This window comes from Kineococcus sp. AC630 (assembly GCF_979255925.1).
Genome location: NZ_CEEDMJ010000005.1, coordinates 1 through 17,499 on the forward strand (window position 1 = coordinate 1; position 17,499 = coordinate 17,499).

General features: G+C 71.6%; 15 protein-coding genes. 5 read left to right on the forward strand and 10 right to left on the reverse strand.

Translation table 11 applies throughout. The features are described from left to right. Positions 1 to 58: 58 nt before the first annotated feature. A complete protein-coding gene (locus tag AC0I8G_RS06595) occupies positions 59 to 1,078 on the reverse strand; it encodes a heme o synthase (protein WP_471729230.1) in 1,020 nt (339 codons plus the stop codon). A 356-nt stretch (positions 1,079 to 1,434) separates the two neighbouring features. Between AC0I8G_RS06595 and tkt the strand changes: the two genes are divergently transcribed. From tkt to pgl, 5 genes are all read left to right on the forward strand, one after another. Then, on the forward strand, positions 1,435 to 3,528 hold the full coding sequence (tkt, locus tag AC0I8G_RS06600) for a transketolase (protein WP_471729231.1): 2,094 nt from the start codon (positions 1,435 to 1,437) through the stop codon (positions 3,526 to 3,528). 93 nt (positions 3,529 to 3,621) lie between these two features. Next, positions 3,622 to 4,743, forward strand: a complete 1,122-nt coding sequence (gene tal / locus AC0I8G_RS06605) for a transaldolase (RefSeq protein ID WP_471729232.1) — start codon at positions 3,622 to 3,624, stop codon at positions 4,741 to 4,743. Continuing rightward, positions 4,740 to 6,281, forward strand: coding sequence for a glucose-6-phosphate dehydrogenase (gene zwf, locus AC0I8G_RS06610; protein ID WP_328295993.1), 1,542 nt, complete (start codon positions 4,740 to 4,742; stop codon positions 6,279 to 6,281). Before tal ends, zwf begins: the two co-directional genes overlap by 4 nt. Before the next feature lie 22 nt (positions 6,282 to 6,303). Further along, positions 6,304 to 7,458: a glucose-6-phosphate dehydrogenase assembly protein OpcA gene (opcA, locus tag AC0I8G_RS06615; protein ID WP_471729233.1), complete on the forward strand. Its 1,155-nt coding sequence runs from the start codon at positions 6,304 to 6,306 to the stop codon at positions 7,456 to 7,458. Beyond that, complete coding sequence (gene pgl, locus AC0I8G_RS06620; RefSeq protein WP_471729234.1) at positions 7,455 to 8,198, forward strand: 6-phosphogluconolactonase; 744 nt, start codon at positions 7,455 to 7,457, stop codon at positions 8,196 to 8,198. The genes opcA and pgl overlap by 4 nt, the downstream gene beginning before the upstream one ends. 63 nt (positions 8,199 to 8,261) lie before the next feature. On the opposite strand, the gene AC0I8G_RS06625 is transcribed toward pgl, so the two are convergent. From AC0I8G_RS06625 to uvrC, 9 genes are all read right to left on the reverse strand, one after another. Then, complete coding sequence (locus tag AC0I8G_RS06625; RefSeq protein WP_328295990.1) at positions 8,262 to 8,612, reverse strand: RNA polymerase-binding protein RbpA; 351 nt, start codon at positions 8,610 to 8,612, stop codon at positions 8,262 to 8,264. Between the two features lie 55 nt (positions 8,613 to 8,667). Beyond that, the gene (gene secG, locus AC0I8G_RS06630) at positions 8,668 to 8,919 is read right to left on the reverse strand and encodes a preprotein translocase subunit SecG (RefSeq protein ID WP_328295989.1); all 252 of its coding nucleotides are present in this window, start codon (positions 8,917 to 8,919) and stop codon (positions 8,668 to 8,670) included. A gap of 44 nt (positions 8,920 to 8,963) precedes the next feature. After that, complete coding sequence (tpiA, locus tag AC0I8G_RS06635) at positions 8,964 to 9,749, reverse strand: triose-phosphate isomerase (RefSeq protein ID WP_471729235.1); 786 nt, start codon at positions 9,747 to 9,749, stop codon at positions 8,964 to 8,966. Between the two features lie 32 nt (positions 9,750 to 9,781). Continuing rightward, entirely contained in the window at positions 9,782 to 11,008 is a 1,227-nt protein-coding gene (locus AC0I8G_RS06640) for a phosphoglycerate kinase (RefSeq protein WP_471729236.1), read from the reverse strand. Positions 11,009 to 11,097: 89 nt separating this feature from the next. Beyond that, on the reverse strand, positions 11,098 to 12,102 hold the full coding sequence (gene gap, locus AC0I8G_RS06645; protein WP_380256420.1) for a type I glyceraldehyde-3-phosphate dehydrogenase: 1,005 nt from the start codon (positions 12,100 to 12,102) through the stop codon (positions 11,098 to 11,100). A 161-nt stretch (positions 12,103 to 12,263) separates the two neighbouring features. Beyond that, a complete protein-coding gene (whiA, locus tag AC0I8G_RS06650; protein ID WP_471729237.1) occupies positions 12,264 to 13,244 on the reverse strand; it encodes a DNA-binding protein WhiA in 981 nt (326 codons plus the stop codon). Positions 13,245 to 13,347: 103 nt separating this feature from the next. Next, positions 13,348 to 14,430, reverse strand: a complete 1,083-nt coding sequence (locus tag AC0I8G_RS06655; RefSeq protein WP_380256418.1) for a gluconeogenesis factor YvcK family protein — start codon at positions 14,428 to 14,430, stop codon at positions 13,348 to 13,350. Next, positions 14,427 to 15,338 carry an RNase adapter RapZ gene (rapZ, locus tag AC0I8G_RS06660; protein ID WP_471729238.1) on the reverse strand — a complete coding sequence of 304 codons (912 nt, stop codon included), beginning with the start codon at positions 15,336 to 15,338 and terminating at the stop codon, positions 14,427 to 14,429. Before rapZ ends, AC0I8G_RS06655 begins: the two co-directional genes overlap by 4 nt. 98 nt (positions 15,339 to 15,436) lie before the next feature. Beyond that, complete coding sequence (gene uvrC / locus AC0I8G_RS06665) at positions 15,437 to 17,461, reverse strand: excinuclease ABC subunit UvrC (RefSeq protein WP_471729239.1); 2,025 nt, start codon at positions 17,459 to 17,461, stop codon at positions 15,437 to 15,439. Positions 17,462 to 17,499: the final 38 nt, after the last annotated feature.

Here is a 17,499-nt window from a genome sequence, read left to right on the forward strand (position 1 = left end):
GAAGAGCCGCCGTGGACAACTCGTCCACGGCGGCTCTCGTCGTTCGTTCGTCAGGCGGTCAGAACGGCCAGCCGACGCTCACGAACGGGTCGACCGCGACGGCGGTCGACAGCAGCGTCAGGTAGGTGATCGAACCGTGGAAGACCCCCATCGGGGAGATCTGCTTCAGCTGCTCCAGGGTTCCGGCGTCGCGCCCCCCGGTCTCCCGCTCGAAGCGGGTCGCCCTGCGGTGCAACCCGATCGTCTGCACGAGGAACCCGACGCCGAGCACGAGCGCGGCCGCCCCGTAGACGACACCGGCGTTCCCGAGCGGCACCAGCAGCAACGAGCAGAGCACCATCGCGATCGTGTAGAGCACGATCTGGCGCGAGACCGTCGTGGGTTTCGCGACGACGGGGAGCATCGGGACCCCGGCGTTGGCGTAGTCCTCGCGGTAGCGCACCGAGAGGGGCCAGTAGTGCGGCGGGGTCCAGAGGAAGATCACGCCGAACAGCACGAAGGGCGCCCAGTCCAGGGAGTCGCGCACCGCGGTCCAGCCGATGAGCACCTGCATGCACCCCGCGACCCCGCCCCAGACGATGTTCTGGGAGGTCCGGCGCTTCAGCAGCAGCGTGTAGCCCACGACGTAGAGCAGGATCGCGAGCAACGCCAGCGCCGCGGAGAGGACGTTGACGAACGCGACGAAGATCGCCGTCGAGGCGAGCCCCAGGACCGTGGCGAAGACGAGCGCCTGGTTCGGTGAGATCAGACCCGTCACCAGCGGTCGGTTCTCGGTGCGCTTCATCAACGCGTCGATGTCGCGGTCGAAGTAGCAGTTGAGCGTGTTCGCGCAGCCCGCGGACAACGCCCCACCGACGAACGTCGTCAGGATGAGCCAGCCGGACGGCAGGCCACCCGCGGCGAAGAGCATGACCGGGATGGTCGTGATGAGCAGCAGCTCGACGATGCGCGGCTTGGTGAGCGCCACGTAGGCGGCCACCCGGGGGTAACGCGGAGGACGCCCCTTGCGGCGCCGGCCCAGCAAGCTGGTCCGGGAGTGCGCGGGGGCGTCGGTCAGACGCGGGTCGGCGACGGTCACAGTGTCCTCAGGGCGAGGCGACAACGGGCGAGCACGAGCTTACGCCGCTGCTACGCAGTGTCGTACGCGGCGCCACCTCCCGTGTCGGCGACGGGACGTCGCACGAGGCCCCTGAGCACTCCCGGTGCGCCACCCTCACGAGCTGCGCCAGAGTCCCGTGCGAGTAGGCTCGCACTCGGTGATCCTCCCGCCGCGCCCGTCGTGTCGGGACGGAGGAGCCGCACACAGACGAACGCCTCGGGACGTCGCACCGCACGCGGTGGCGACGGACGACGGAGACACAGAGCGGACCACGGCCGGTCCTCCACCGCCATCCCGGCGCTGGTCGGTCAGCTGGTTCGCACGGGAGGAGACACGTGAGCCAGCCCAGCTTCGAGTGGAGCGACTTGGACCAGAGGACGGTGGACACCGCCCGCGTCCTGGCGATGGACGCGGTGCAGCGCGCCGGCAACGGTCACCCGGGTACGGCCATGAGCCTCGCCCCGGTGGCCACCCTGCTGTTCCAGAAGGTCCTCCGGCACGACCCCGCCGACCCGGACTGGGTCGGGCGCGACCGGTTCGTGCTGTCCTGCGGGCACTCGAGCCTGACGCTGTACAACCAGCTCTACCTCTCCGGCTACGGCCTGGAGCTCGACGACCTGAAGGCGCTGCGCAAGTGGGGTTCCAAGACCCCCGGCCACCCCGAGCACGGACACACCGCCGGCGTCGAGATGACCACCGGCCCGCTGGGCCAGGGTCTGTCCTCCGCCGTGGGGATGGCCATGGCCGCCCGCCGCGAGCGCGGCCTGTTCGACCCCGAGGCCGCCCCCGGCACCAGCCCCTTCGACCACCACGTCTACGTGCTGTGCTCAGACGGGGACATCGAGGAGGGCGTGACCTCCGAGGCCTCCGCCATCGCCGGGGTCCAGGAGCTGGGCAACCTGGTCGTCATCTACGACCAGAACCACATCTCCATCGAGGACGACACCGCGATCGCGCTCGGCGAGGACACCGCCAAGCGCTACGAGGCCTACGGCTGGCACGTCCAGACCATGGACTGGACCAACGGCGGCGAAGGCCCCTACACCGAGGACGTCGCCGGCCTGCACGCCGCCATCGAGGCCGCCAAGGCCGAGACGGGCAAGCCCTCGATCATCGTGCTGCGCACGATCATCGCCTACCCCGCGCCGACCCTGCAGAACACCGGCAAGTCGCACGGCTCCGCGCTGGGCGAGGCCGAGGTCAAGGCCACCAAGGAGGTCCTCGGCTTCGACCCCGAGAAGACCTTCGACGTCTCCGACGAGGTCCTCGGCTTCGCCCGCGCCGTCCGCGAGCGCGGCAAGAGCGCCCACGAGGCCTGGCAGAGCGACTACGACGCGTGGCGCGAGGACGCCGGTGAGCGTGCGGAGCTCTTCGACCGCATGCGCACCCGCACCCTGCCCGCGGGCTGGGAGCAGTCGCTGCCCGTCTTCGAACCCGGCAAGGCGATGGCCTCGCGCAAGGCCTCCGGCCAGGTCCTCAACGCCATCGCGTCCTCGCTGCCGGAGCTGTGGGGCGGTTCGGCCGACCTGGCCGAGTCCAACCTGACCTCCCTCAAGGGCGAACCGTCCTTCCTGCCCCCCAGCCGCACCACCAAGACCTGGGACGGCAACCTCTACGGCCGCGTGCTGCACTTCGGCATCCGCGAGCACGCCATGGGGTCGATCCTCAACGGCATCGCGCTGCACGGCGGGACCCGTCCCTACGGCGGCACCTTCCTGGTCTTCAGCGACTACATGCGTCCCGCGGTCCGCCTGGCCTCGATCATGCAGCTGCCGGTGACCTACGTCTGGACCCACGACTCCATCGGCCTGGGCGAGGACGGCCCGACCCACCAGCCGATCGAGCACCTCGCCGCGCTGCGCGCCATCCCCGGCTTCGACGTGGTGCGCCCCGGCGACGCCAACGAGACCGCGTGGGCGTGGAAGACGATCCTGGAGACGACGAACCGGCCCGCCGGTCTGGCCCTCTCCCGCCAGGACCTGCCCACCTTCGACCGTTCGCAGCCGGGCTGGGGCGCGGCCGACGGCGTCGCCAAGGGCGGGTACGTCCTCGTCGACGCCTCCACCGCGAACCCCGAGGTCATCCTCATCGGGACCGGCTCCGAGGTGCAGATCGCGGTCGCCGCCCGCGAGAAGCTCGAGGCCGAGGGCATCCCCACCCGCGTGGTGTCGATGCCGTGCCGTGAGTGGTTCGACGCGCAGGACCAGTCCTACCGCGACACCGTCCTCATCCCGGGCGTCAAGGCGCGCGTGGCCGTCGAGGCGGGCATCGCCCAGGGCTGGCACGACCTGACCGGCGACGCCGGTCGCGTCGTCGGCATCGAGCACTTCGGTGCCTCGGCGGACTACCAGGACCTCTACCGCGAGTTCGGCATGACCGACACCGCGGTCGTCACCGCGGCCAAGGAATCCCTCGCCGGTCTGCAGTGACCTCTTCCCGGGGGCCGCGATCCGCGGCCCCCGGGTTCTGCGGGCGCCGTCCCGGCGCCCACCCACCCAGTGGACGATGGAACGGAGCACCTCATGAGCAACAACCTCGAGACCCTGCACGAACACGGCGTGTCGGTCTGGCTGGACGACCTCTCCCGCGAGCTGACCGACGGCGGTGAACTCGGCCGCCTTGTCGAGGCCGGTGTCCTCGGCGTCACCTCGAACCCGACGATCTTCGCGAGCGCGCTGAGCAAGGGCGACCGCTACACCGACCAGGTGAAGGAACTCGTCGCCGCCGGCGCCGACACCGAGGAAGCCGTCTTCCAGATCACCACCGAGGACGTCCGCAAGGCGTGCGACGTGCTCAAGCCGGTCTTCGACCGCACCGACGGGCTCGACGGCCGCGTCTCCCTCGAGGTCGACCCGCGCCAGGCGCGCGACACCGCCGGCACCGAGGTCTCCGCGCGCAAGCTGTGGAAGGCCGTCGACCGCCAGAACCTCTACATCAAGATCCCCGCGACCGTTGAAGGCCTCGCCGCGATCACCACCGCGATCTCCGAGGGCATCAGCGTCAACGTGACCCTGATCTTCTCCCTCGACCGCTACCGCGCCGTCATGCAGGCGTTCCTCACCGGGCTCGAGCAGGCCAAGCAGAACGGCCACGACATCTCCAAGATCGAGTCGGTCGCCTCCTTCTTCGTCTCCCGCGTCGACACCGAGATCGACAAGCGCCTCGAGGAGATCGGGACCGACGAGGCCAAGGCCCTGCGGTCCAAGGCCGGTCTGGCCAACGCGCGCCTGGCCTACCAGGCCTACGAGGAGGTCTTCTCGACCCCGCGCTGGCAGGTCCTCAAGGAGTCCGGCGCCCGCGCGCAGCGTCCGCTGTGGGCCTCGACCGGGGTCAAGAACCCCGACCTCCCCGACACCCTCTACGTCACCGGGCTCGTCGCCCCGAACACCGTGAACACGATGCCGGGCAAGACCCTCGAGGCGACCATCGACCACGCCGAGGTCACCGGGGACACCATCCGCGGTTCCTACGGCGAGTCCCAGGCCGTCCTCGACGACCTCGAGCGTCTCGGTGTCTCCTACACCGACGTCGTCGAGTTCCTCGAGACCGACGGTCTCGACAAGTTCGAGAAGAGCTGGGGCGAGCTGCTCACCACCGTCACCGACGAGCTGGAGCGAGTGAAGACGCAGGTCGACGCCCAGTGAGTCCGACGCGGGTGACGCACGCGGAGAACCCGCTGCGCGATCCGCGGGACCGTCGGCTCCCGCGGATCGCCGGTCCGTGCGGCATGGTGATGTTCGGCGTGACGGGTGACCTCGCGCGCAAGAAGCTCATGCCCGCGATCTACGACCTGGCGAACCGGGGCCTGCTGCCCCCCGGTTTCGCGCTGACGGGTTTCGCCCGTCGCGACTGGGTCGACCAGGACTTCGGCAAGATCGTCTACGACTCGGTGCGCCAGCACGCCCGGACCCCCTTCCGGGAGTCCGTGTGGGCCCAGCTCGCCGAGGGCTTCCGGTTCGTCCCCGGTGAGTTCGACGACGACGAGGCGTTCGACCAGCTCGCCACGACCGTCGCCGACCTCGACCGGGTCCGCGGCACCGGCGGGAACCACGCGTTCTACATGTCGATCCCGCCGCGGTTCTTCCCCGTCGTCGCCAAGCAGTTGGCGCGCAGCGGGTTGAGCGCCCAGCACGGCGACCAGTGGCGACGCGTCGTCATCGAGAAGCCCTTCGGGCACGACCTCAAGTCGGCGCGCGAGCTGAACGCCGTCGTCGAGAACGTGTTCCCGCCGGACTCGGTGTTCCGCATCGACCACTACCTCGGCAAGGAGACGGTCCAGAACATCCTGGCGCTGCGTTTCGCCAACCAGATGTTCGAGCCGCTCTGGAACGCCAACCACGTCGACCACGTGCAGATCACCATGGCCGAGGACATCGGCATCGGTGGCCGCGCGGGGTACTACGACGGGATCGGCGCCGCGCGCGACGTCATCCAGAACCACCTCCTGCAGCTGCTGGCGCTGACCGCGATGGAGGAGCCCGTCTCCTTCGACGCCGCCGACCTGCGTGCGGAGAAGGCCAAGGTCCTCTCCGCCGTGCGTCCGGCCAAGGACATCGCGAAGTCGACGGCACGGGGCCAGTACGCCTCGGGCTGGCAGGGTTCGGAGTTCGTCAAGGGCTACCTCGACGAGGACGGGATCCCCTCGACCTCGACGACGGAGACGTTCGCGGCGATCGAGCTCGAGATCGACACCCGCCGCTGGGCGGGGGTCCCGTTCTACCTGCGGGCCGGCAAGCGGCTCGGCCGTCGGGTGACCGAGATCGCGGTGGTCTTCAAGCGTGCCCCGCACCTGCCCTTCGAGAAGACCGCCACCGAGGAACTCGGGCAGAACGCCCTGGTGATCCGGGTGCAGCCCGACGAGGGCATCACCATGCGGTTCGGGTCGAAGGTCCCCGGGACGGCCATGGAGGTGCGCGACGTGACCATGGACTTCGGGTACGGCCACGCCTTCACCGAGTCCAGCCCCGAGGCCTACGAACGCCTCATCCTCGACGTGCTGCTGGGTGACCCGCCGCTCTTCCCCAGCCACACCGAGGTCGAACTGTCGTGGAAGGTCCTCGACCCGATCACGCAGTTCTGGGCCAAGAACGGCAAGCCCGAGCCCTACGCGTCGGGCAACTGGGGCCCTGCCTCGGCCGACGCCATGCTCGAACGGTCCGGCCGGCAGTGGCGGCGCCCGTGAGCCAGACCCACCAGGAGCTGATGTGATCATCGACCTGCCCAGCACGTCGACCAGCGCCATCAACAAGGCGATGGTCGACCTGCGGGACTCCGGCGGGGCCGTCGCGCTCGGCCGGGTCCTGACCCTCGTCGTCATCACCGACGACGCCCACGCCGAGGACGCCATCTCGGCGGCCAACGAGGCCAGCCGCGAGCACCCCTGCCGGGTGCTCGTGCTGGCCCGCGGCAACAAGCGCGGTGCGGCCCGTCTCGACGCCCAGATCCGCGTCGGCGGCGACGCCGGCGCGAGCGAGGTCATCGTGCTGCGCGCCTACGGCCCGCTCGTCGAGCACGGGGAGACGACCATCGTCTCCCTGCTGCTGCCCGACGCGCCGATCGTGGCGTACTGGCCCGGGACCGCGCCCGACGACCTGCGCACCGACCCCATCGGGGCCATCGCGCAGCGCCGCATCACCGACTCGGCGGAGGCGCGGGACCCGGCCAAGGCGCTGGACTCCCGCCGCACCAGCTACCGGGCCGGTGACACCGACCTGGCGTGGACGCGGCTGACCAACTGGCGTGCGCTGCTCGCGGCTGCGCTGGACCAGCCGCCCTACGAGCCGGTCACCTCGATCACGGTGGCCGGTGCCCCGGACAGCCCCAGCACCGAACTCCTCGCGGCGTGGCTCGCGGCGAAGCTCAAGGCACCGGTCGTGCGGGCCCGCACCAAGCGTGGGACCGGGGTGCAGAGCGTCCGGTTGGAGCGCAAGTCCGGTGCGGTGGAGCTCATCCGGCCGGAGCAGAGCGTCGCCACCCTCACCCAGCCCGGCCAGCCCGACCGTCGGCTGTCGCTGGCGCGTCGACTGGTGAAGGACTGCCTGTCCGAGGAGCTGCGCCGTCTCGACCCGGACGACGTCTACGGCGAGGTCCTGGCCGACGGCCTGCCCCAGGTCAACAAGAAGGTCATGTCCGTCCGCGACGCGCAGACCGCCGGGAAGCTCTCGACCCCGGCGGCCGCCGCGAAGCGCCAGGCCGCCGCCGAGCAGCAATCGGCCAAGGTCTCGCGCAGCATGAAGGGCACCCCGCCGGAGCCGGAACGCGGCGGGGACCTGACGCTGGCGGCACCGGTCAGCCCCACCCCGGCGGCCAAGAAGGCGGCTCCGCGCAAGCGGGCCGTCGCGAAGAAGGCCACGGCGTGACCCGGGCGCTCGTCGTCCGGCACGCGACGCCGGACGTGCTGGCCGCCGCGACGGCCGGACGGTTGCTCGCGGCCATCGCGGACGCCCAGGCCGAACGCGGGGTCGCGCACGTGTCGCTCACGGGCGGCACCATCGGGGGCAAGACGCTCGCCGCGGTGGGGTCCTCCCCCGCGCGCGACAGCGTCGACTGGTCCCGCGTCCACCTGTGGTGGAGCGACGAACGGTTCCTCGCCACCGGTGACCCGGATCGCAACGCGACCCAGGCCGCCGACGCACTCCTCGACGCGCTGCCGTTGGACCCGTCCACGGTGCACCTGCCGCCGGCTACCGACGGTCCGGACGGGGATGACCTCGACGCGGCCGCGGCCCGCTACGCGGCCGAGCTGCTGGCCTTCGGGGGCGGGGCCGAGGTCCCCGCGTTCGACGTCCTGCTCCTGGGGATGGGGCCCGACGGTCACGTCGCGTCGTTGTTCCCGCACCACCCCGGGCTGGGTCGCGACGACTCCAGCGTCGTCGGGGTCCGGGAGTCCCCGAAGCCGCCGCCGTTGCGGGTGTCGTTCACCTTCGGGGCCATCGCGCGCGCCCGCCAGGTCTGGCTCGTGGCGGCCGGTGCCGAGAAGGCGGCCGCCGTGGCCCGGGGGGTCGCGGCCGGCGACGTCTCCGAGACCCCCGCGGCGGGGGTCTTCGGGACCGAACGGACGCTCTGGCTCGTCGACGAGACCGCGGCCTCCGACCTCTGAACCACCAGGAACGGGAGACGGCCCCCTGCGGGAACCGCAGGGGGCCTTCTCCCGTTCGACAGGTCAGCGGATGAGACCGCGGGCCCGCAGGGAGTCGAGCGCTTCGTTGAGGATGGCCTCGCCGTCCGCGTCGGAGCGACGTTCCTTCACGTAGGCCAGGTGCGTCTTGTACGGCTCGTTCTTCAACGGAGCGGGCGGGTTGGCCCGGTCCGTGCCGGCGGGGAACCCGCACCGCGGGCAGTCCCAGGTCTCGGGGGGTTCGACCCCGGACTCCTCGGCGAAGCTCGGCTTCGTCTCGTGCCCGTTGGCGCACCAGTAGGAGATGCGGATGCGGGGCGCGGTGTCCCCTCGTTCCGCCTCGCCCATGGGGCCGGCGCCGACCCTGCTGCCCCGGATGGCGTTGCCACCTGCCACGTCGGTCCTCTTCCTGCTTCAGTCTCGGTGGATGCCGTGCTGCGGTGCTGGCTGGTCAGAACTCGTTGGTGAACCGCTCGACGAGGCCGAGGGTGACGATCGTGGCGAACCAGACCAGTCCCAGACCGACCGTGAAGCGGTTGAGGTTCCGCTCGGCCATGCTCGACCCGGAGAGACTCGTCGTCACGCCGCCACCGAACATGTCGGACAGCCCACCCCCCTTGCCCTTGTGCAGGAGGATCAACAGCGTCAGGAGGAAGCTGGAGATCCCCAGGATGACCTGCAGCACGATGCGGAGCACGCTCACACCGGTCAGCCTAAGCCATCACTGGCGGTGTTCCCGCAGATTCGTCACGCGGGGTGGTCGCGGAAGCGGACGATCGCGGCGAAGTCACCGGCGTCCGTGCTGGCCCCGCCGACCAGCGCACCGTCGACGTCGGGCTGCTTCATGATGGCCGCGATGCTCGCGGGCTTCACGCTGCCGCCGTAGAGGACCCGCACGGCGTCCGCCGTGGCCTGGTCGAACTGCTCGGCCACGGCGGCGCGCAGCGCGGCGCAGACCTCCTGGGCGTCCTCGGGCGTCGCGACCTCGCCGGTGCCGATCGCCCAGACCGGTTCGTAGGCCAGCACGAGACCGGCGACCTGCTCCGCGGTGAGCCCGGTGAGCGCCTGCGTGACCTGCCCGACGGTGAACTCGACGTGCTGCGCGGCCTTGCGGATCTCCAGGGCCTCGCCGACGCAGACGATCGGGGTCAGCCCGTTGGCCAGCGCCTTCGCCGTCTTCGTCCGCACGACCGCGTCGTCCTCGCCGTGGTACTGGCGACGCTCGGAGTGCCCGACGGCCACGTAGGTGACGCCGAGCTTGGCGAGCATCGCGCCCGAGACCTCACCGGTGTACGCCCCGGAGTCGTGCTCGGAGACGTCCTGCGCGCCGAGCTTGAGGGACAGCTTGTCCCCCTCGATCAGCGTCTGCACCGTGCGCAGGCTGGTGTGGGAGGGCAGCACGGCGACCTCGACGACCGAGTAGTCGTGCTTGGCGTCCTTCAGCGTCCAGTCCAGCTTCTGGACCAGCAGGGTGCCCTGCTGGTGGTCCAGGGTCATCTTCCAGTTCCCGGCGATCAGCGGGGTGCGGGTCATCGTCGATCCTTCGTCTCGTCGGTTCGGGCGGGTCAGTCGAGGACGTCGAGGCCGGGCAGGTGCTTGCCCTCCAGGTACTCCAGGCTCGCTCCACCGCCGGTGGAGATGTGCCCGAACTGCGCGTCGGCGAAGCCGAGGCTGCGCACCGCGGCGGCGGAGTCGCCGCCGCCGACGACGCTGAAGGCGCCGGAGTCGACGATGCCCTGCGCGACGGCGCGGGTGCCGTGGGCGTAGGGCTCCATCTCGAAGACGCCCATCGGGCCGTTCCAGAACACCGTGCGCGCGTCGGCGAGCTTCGCGGCGAACGCGGCGCCGGAGTCGGGGCCGATGTCGAGGCCCAGGCGGTCGGCGGGGATGGCGTCCGCCGCGACCACGTCGTGCTCGGCGTCCGCCGCGAACGCGGTCGCGGCGACGACGTCGGTGGGCAGGACGAGCTCCACGCCCTTGTCCTTCGCGGTCCGCACGTACTGCGCGACGCGGTCGAGCTGGTCGGCCTCGAGCAGCGAGGTCCCGACCTCGTACCCCTGGGCCTTGAGGAAGGTGAAGACCATCCCCCCGCCGACGAGGAGGCGGTCGCCCTCGCTCAGCAGCGACCCGAGCAGGTTGTCGATGACCCCGAGCTTGTCGGAGACCTTCGAGCCGCCCAGGACGACGGCGTAGGGCCGTTCCGGGGAGGTCGTGAGCCGCTTCAGCACCTCGACCTCGGTGGCGACGAGGCCACCGGCGGCGTGCGGCAACCGGCGCGCGACGTCGTAGACGCTGGCGTGCTTGCGGTGCACCGCACCGAAGCCGTCGGAGACGAAGGCGTCGGCGAGGGCGGCGAGCTCGTCGGCGAAGGCACCGCGCTCCCCGTCGTCCTTGCTGGTCTCGCCCGCGTTGAAGCGGATGTTCTCGAGGAGGAGGAGCTCGCCGTCGGCGAGCGCGTCGACCGCGGCCTTGGCCTCCGGCCCCACGGTGACGGGGCTGAAGCCGACGGAGACACCCTCGAGCAGCTCCACGAGGCGGGCGTGCACGGGCGCCAGGGAGTACTTGGGCTCGGGGGCGCCCTGGGGGCGGCCGAGGTGCGCGGTGACCACGACGCGGGCACCGGCGTCGAGGAGACGACGCAGCGTCGGCACCGAGGCGCGGATGCGGCCGTCGTCGGTGATGACGGGAGCGTCACCGGACTGGTCGAGGGGGACGTTGAGGTCGCTGCGCACGAGGACGCGCTTGCCGGCCAGGCCGCCGATCTGGGCCTCGAGGTCGTCGATCGTCTTCACGGGTGTTCCTTTCGCGTGACTGCCCGGGTCCGGACGGACGACGGCCCGGGCACTCGTGACGCGAGTGCCCGGGCCGACGTGTCAGGACCTCAGAGCGAGGAGCCGACGAGCTTGACGAGGTCGACGAGGCGGTTGGAGTAGCCCCACTCGTTGTCGTACCAGCCGACGACCTTGACCTGGTTGCCGTTGACCTTGGTGAGGCCCGAGTCGTAGATGCACGACGCGGGGTCGGTCACGATGTCGGTGGAGACCAGCGGCTCGTCGGAGTAGACGAGGTAGCCCTTGAGCGGACCGTCGGCCGCGGCCTGGTAGGCGGCGTTGACCTCGTCGACGGTGACCTCGCGGGCCAGCGTGACGGTCAGGTCGGTCGCCGAGCCGGTCGGGACCGGGACGCGCAGCGCGTAGCCGTCGAGCTTGCCCTTGAGCTGCGGCAGGACCAGGCCGATCGCCTTGGCCGCACCGGTCGAGGTCGGCACGATGTTGAGGGCTGCGGCGCGGGCGCGGCGGAGGTCCTTGTGCGGGCCGTCCTGCAGGTTCTGGTCCGCGGTGTAGGCGTGGATCGTGGTCATCAGACCGCGTTCGATGCCGAAGGAGTCCTCGAGGACCTTCGCCAGCGGGGCCAGGCAGTTCGTGGTGCAGGACGCGTTCGAGATGATCGAGTGCTTCGAGCCGTCGTAGTCGGAGTCGTTGACCCCCATGACCAGGGTGACGTCGTTGTTGGTCGCCGGGGCGGAGATGACGACCTTCTTGGCGCCGGCGGTGAGGTGCGCCTTGGCCTTCTCGCCGTCGGTGAAGAACCCGGTGGACTCCACGACGACGTCGACGCCCAGCGCGCCCCAGCCGAGGTTGGCGGGGTCGCGGTCGGCGAGGACCTTGATCGTCTTCGAGCCGACGACGATGGAGTCACCCTCGACCCGGACGTCCTCGGCGAGCTTGCCGAGGATCGAGTCGTGCTTGAGCAGGTGGGCCAGGGCCTTCGCGTCGGTGAGGTCGTTGACCGCGACGATCTCGAAGTCCGCGTTCTGCGCGAGTGCCGCGCGGAAGAAGTTGCGGCCGATGCGACCGAATCCGTTGATGCCGACGCGAGTGGTCATGCGCTCTCCTCCTTGACGCACCCTCGACCGGGCGGGCCTGGTGCGTCTCGTGCTTGCGGTACCGGTCCTGTGTCTGGTCCTACGGGTGCTGCGCCGCGGCCCCGCGGCGTCGCCCCGACCTTATGGCCTGCGTCACGTTGCCCGTGAACGGGGGTCCGCGCTCAGGCGTCGAGCATGTCCGCCGTGAGCCCGGACTCCGTACCCGGGATCCCGAGCTCGATGGCCTTCTTGTCCGCCATGCCGAGCAGCCGCCGGATCCGGCCGGCGATCGCGTCCTTGGTCATGGGCGGGTCGGCGAGCTGACCCAGCTCTTCGAGGCTGGCCTGCTTGTGCTCCAGTCGCAGCCGACCGGCCTGCAGCAGGTGGTCGGGGATCTCGTCGCCGAGCAGTTCCAGCGCCCGTTCCACCCGCGCTCCCGCGGCGACCGCGGCCCGCGCGGAGCGGCGCAGGTTGGCGTCGTCGAAGTTCGCGAGGCGGTTGGCGGTGGCGCGGACCTCGCGCCGCATCCGGCGCTCCTCCCAGGTCATCATCGCGTCGTGGGCCCCGAGGCGCGTGAGCAGCGCGCTGATGGCGTCGCCGTCGCGCAGCACGACGCGGTCGACGCCGCGGACCTCGCGGGCCTTCGCCGACAGGTCGAGGCGGCGGGCCGCACCGACGAGGGCCAACGCCGCCTCCGGACCGGGGCAGGTCACCTCGAGCGCGGCGGAGCGGCCGGGTTCCGTGAGCGAACCGCGGGCCAGGAACGCCCCGCGCCAGGCGGCCTCGGCGATCTGGGCGGAGCTGGAGACGATGTGCGAGGGCAACCCGCGGACCGGGCGACCCCGGGTGTCGAGCAGTCCCGTCTGGCGGGCCAGCGACTCCCCGTCGCGCGCGACGCGCAGCACGTAGCGGGTCCCCCGGCGCAGCCCCCCCGCCTGGACGACCAGCAGGTCGCTGGGGTGACCGAACACGTCGGCGATGTCGCGTCGCAGGCGCCGTGCGATCGAGGCCGAGTCGAGCTCGGCCTCGATGACGATGCGACCGGACACGATGTGCAACCCGCCGGCGAAGCGCAGCATCACCGACACCTCGGCCTTGCGCGCCGCCGTCGTCGTCACCGGCAACCGGCTCAGCTCGTCCTTGACCGCTGCCGTCATCGCCATGACTGGACCTCCCCCGACACCCGCACCACGCGTGAGTCTCCTCGTTCCTGCTCTGTCCGCACGTCTGTCCACACGTCTGGTTCCACGACTACCACCGCAGCCTTCACCGCGCCGCGAACCGGGGCGAGGAGAAGACGTCACGGTAGGCCGCGGCCAACCGCAGCGCGTCGTGGCGGGGGGTTCCGTCGCCCATCGACACGCTGCGCAGCAACACCTCCGCACCGAGGGCCTCCGCGACCCGCACCAGCGAGTCCACGTCCCCGACGGCCACCGGGTCCGCCAGGACCGCGTCGATCACCAGCTCCGGGGCGTGGGCCGCGAGGACCTCGAGGTACGCCTCGGCGCTGAAGCCGTCGGTCTCCCCCGGCTGGACGGCGAGGTTCAGCGTGACGCACGTCCGGGCCCGGGTGCTGGTCAGCGCCGCGAGCAGTCCCGGCACCATGAGGTGCGGCAGGACGCTGGTGAACCACGACCCCGGCCCGAGCACGACCCAGTCGGCCGACCCGATGGCCTCGACGACCTCGGGGCGCACCGGTGGGTCGGAGGGGACGAGCCGGACGTTCGCCACGCGACCCGTCGTGGAGGCCACCGCGACCTGTCCGCGCACCGCGGTCGTCTCCTCCGGGGCGCCCTCGACGAGACCGAGGACGTCGGCCTCGATGTCGAGCGGGACCGCGGCCATCGGCAGCACCCGGCCCCGGGCCCCGAGCAGGCGCCCCACCCAGTCCAGGCCGGCGACCTCGTCACCGAGCAGTTCCCACAGCGTCGAGATGAGCAGGTTGCCGGTGGCGTGACCGTGCAGCGACCCCTCGCTGGAGAAGCGGTGCTGCAGCACGTCGCGCCAGGTCCGGCCCCACTCGGAGTCGTCGCAGAGGGCGGACAGGGCCATCCGCAGGTCACCCGGCGGCAGGCCGCCGAGCTCCCGGCGCAACCGCCCGGAGGAACCGCCGTCGTCGGCGACGGTCACGACCGCGGTCAGGCGGTCGGTGAGGTGACGCAGGGCCGAGAGCGAGGCCGAGAGCCCGTGGCCGCCGCCGAGGGCGACCACGGCGGGCGCACCGGAGGCGCCGACCCCGGACGGGGTGAGGGGCGGGGAACCCGTCGCCGGAACGGCCCCGACGGTGGGGATCATGCCGGTCGGGAAGCTCGTGGACGAGGGGTGCGAGTGCTCGGGCAGCGTGCTCACTCCCGGCCCAGGTCGCGGTGCAGGACGCGCACCGGCACCCCGTCACGGCGCAGCCGCTTGCCCAGTTCCTCGGTCATCGCGACCGAACGGTGCTTGCCGCCGGTGCAGCCGAAGGCGATCGTCGCGTAGCGCTTGTTCTCCCGCCGGTAACCGTCGAAGACCGGCGCGAGCGCGGCCTCGTAGCGGTCGAGGAACGTCGCGGCCCCGTCGGCGGCGAGGACGAACTCGGCGACGGGGGCGTCCTGACCGGTGAGCGGGCGCAGTTCGGGTTCCCAGTGCGGGTTCGGGATGAACCGGACGTCGGCGACGTGCTCGGCGTCGGCGGGGGTCCCGTACTTGAACCCGAAGCTCATGACCGTGACCCGCAGGTCCTCCGCGCGGTCGGCCTCGAAGAGCGAGGCGACCAGCGCACCGAGCTGGTGGACGTTGAAGGAGCTGGAGTCCACGACGACGTCGGCCCGGGCACGCAGTTCGCCGGTGAGGGCGCGTTCGCGGGCGATGCCGTCGACGATGCGGTCGTCGCCCTGCAGCGGGTGCGGACGGCGCACGGATTCGAAGCGGCGCACCAGGACGTCGTCGGTGGCGTCGAGGAACAGCACCCGCGGGGACACGTGCCGGGTGTCGAGGGCGGCCAGCGCCCCGGTGAGCTCGGCGAAGAACGTGCGACCGCGGACGTCGACGACGACGGCGAGGCGCGGGATGGTCAGCCCGGCCCGGGCGGCGAGTTCCGCGAGCGGTTCCAGCATCTGCGGCGGGAGGTTGTCGACGACGTACCAGCCGAGGTCCTCCAGCGCCTTGCCGGTGGTCGAGCGCCCGGCCCCCGACATGCCGGTGATGATCAGGAGTTCGGGACGGCGTGGCCGTTCCCCGTCCCCTGCGTCGCTCGTACTGTCCGCCGCGTCCTGCACTCGCCCATCCTGTCATCCCGGGCGTGTCGCCCGCGACGAGCCTGGCACTCGTCGCTGTCGTCCGATCACCCTGCGTTCCAGCGGGGCGGTCCCGGCCGTCAGTCGAGGAGCTCCCCCGTGGCCGTGTTGACCGCGGGCTGCGCCGCGGTGTCGACCGCCTGGGTCCCGCCCCCCTGCAACGCCTCGACGACGGCCTGCGCCGTGCGCGGTCCCATGCCGGGGACGGCCGCGACCTCCTCGGCGGAGGCGGCACGGAGCTTCTTCACCGACCCGAAGTGGCGCAGCAGCGCCGTCTTGCGGGCCTGACCGAGGCCGGGCACGCCGTCGAGGGCGCTGGTCGTCATCGCCTTGCTGCGCTTGGAGCGGTGGTACGTGATGGCGAAGCGGTGCGCCTCGTCGCGGACCCGTTGCAGCAGGAACAACCCGGGACTGGTGCGGGGCAGCACGATCGGGTGCGCCTCCCCCGGCAGCCAGACCTCCTCGAGGCGCTTGGCCAGGCCGCAGAGCGCGACGTCGACGATCCCGACGTCCGCGAGCGCCCGGGCGGCGGCCTCGACCTGGGGCTGGCCGCCGTCGACGACGACGAGGTTGGGGGCGTAGGAGAAGCGGCGGGGGCGGCCGGTGTCGGGGTCGATGCCGGCGAGGACCTCCCCGCTGACCGGGGCGGAGGTCTCGATCTCGGCTCCGTCGTCGGTCTCGGTGATGCGTGCGTCGTCGGCCTCGTCGCTGCGCAGCCGGCGGAAGCGGCGGGTGAGGACCTCGCGCATGGCGCGGGTGTCGTCGACGCCGCCCTCGTCGCCGCGGACGGCGAAGCGGCGGTAGTCGGACTTCTTGGGCAGGCCGTCCTCGAAGACGACCATCGAGGCGACGACGTTGGTCTCCTGGGTGTGGGAGACGTCGTAGCACTCGATGCGCAGCGGGGCCTCGTCGAGGCCGAGGGCCTCCTGCAGTTCCTGCAGCGCCTGGCTGCGGGTGGTGAGGTCCCCGCCGCGGCGGGTCTTGTGCAGGACGAGGGCCTGGGAGGCGTTGCGCTGCACCGTCTCCATCAGGGCGCGCTTGTCCCCGCGCTGGGGCACCCGCAGGTCCACCCGGGAGCCGCGCAGTTCGGAGAGCCAGTCCTCGACGTCGCTCTCGACGGTGGCGGGCAGTTCGGGGACGAGGACCTCGCGGGGGACGCCCTCGCCGGTCTCGCCGCCGTAGACCTGGAGCAGGAGCTGTTCGACGAGTTCGGGGGTGCCGACGTCCTCGACCTTCTCGGAGATCCAGCCGCGCTGGCCCCGGACCCGGCCGCCGCGGACGTGGAAGACCTGGACGGCGGCTTCGAGCTCGTCGTCGGCGATGGCGAAGACGTCGGCGTCGGTGGCGTCGGGCAGGACGACGGCGGACTTCTCCAGCGCCTTGTCGAGGGCGCCGAGGTCGTCGCGCAGCCGGGCGGCGCGTTCGTAGTCGAGGTCGGCGGCGGCGGCCTTCATCTCGCGTTCGGTGCGGCGGACGAACTTCTGGGTGTTGCCGGCCATGAAGTCGCAGAAGTCCTGGGCGAGGGCCTGGTGGTCCTCGGGGCTGATCTTGCCGACGCAGGGGGCGGAGCACTTGTCGATGTGGCCGAGCAGGCAGGGGCGTCCGACCTGACCGGCGCGCTTGTAGACGCCGGTGGAGCAGGTGCGGACGGGGAAGACGCGCAGCAGCAGGTCGACCGTCTCGCGGATGGCCCAGGCGTGGGTGTAGGGGCCGAAGTAGCGGGTGCCCTTGCGCTTGGCCCCGCGCATGACCTGGACCCGGGGGACGTCCTCACCCATGGTGACGGCGAGGTAGGGGTAGGACTTGTCGTCGCGGTACTTGACGTTGAAGCGCGGGTCGAACTCCTTGATCCAGGAGTACTCCAGCTGCAGGGCCTCGACCTCGGTGGTGACCACGGTCCACTCGACGCTGGCGGCGGTGGTGACCATCGTCATCGTGCGCGGGTGCAGGGCCGAGAGGTCCTGGAAGTAGTTGGAGAGCCGGGCGCGCAGGTTCTTGGCCTTGCCGACGTAGATCACGCGGCCCTGGGGGTCGCGGAAGCGGTACACCCCGGGATCGAGCGGGATCTCCCCCGGCTTGGGGCGGTAGGTGGCGGGGTCGGGCACGGGTACGAGGTTAGGTCGCGGGTCCGACACGGGCCCCT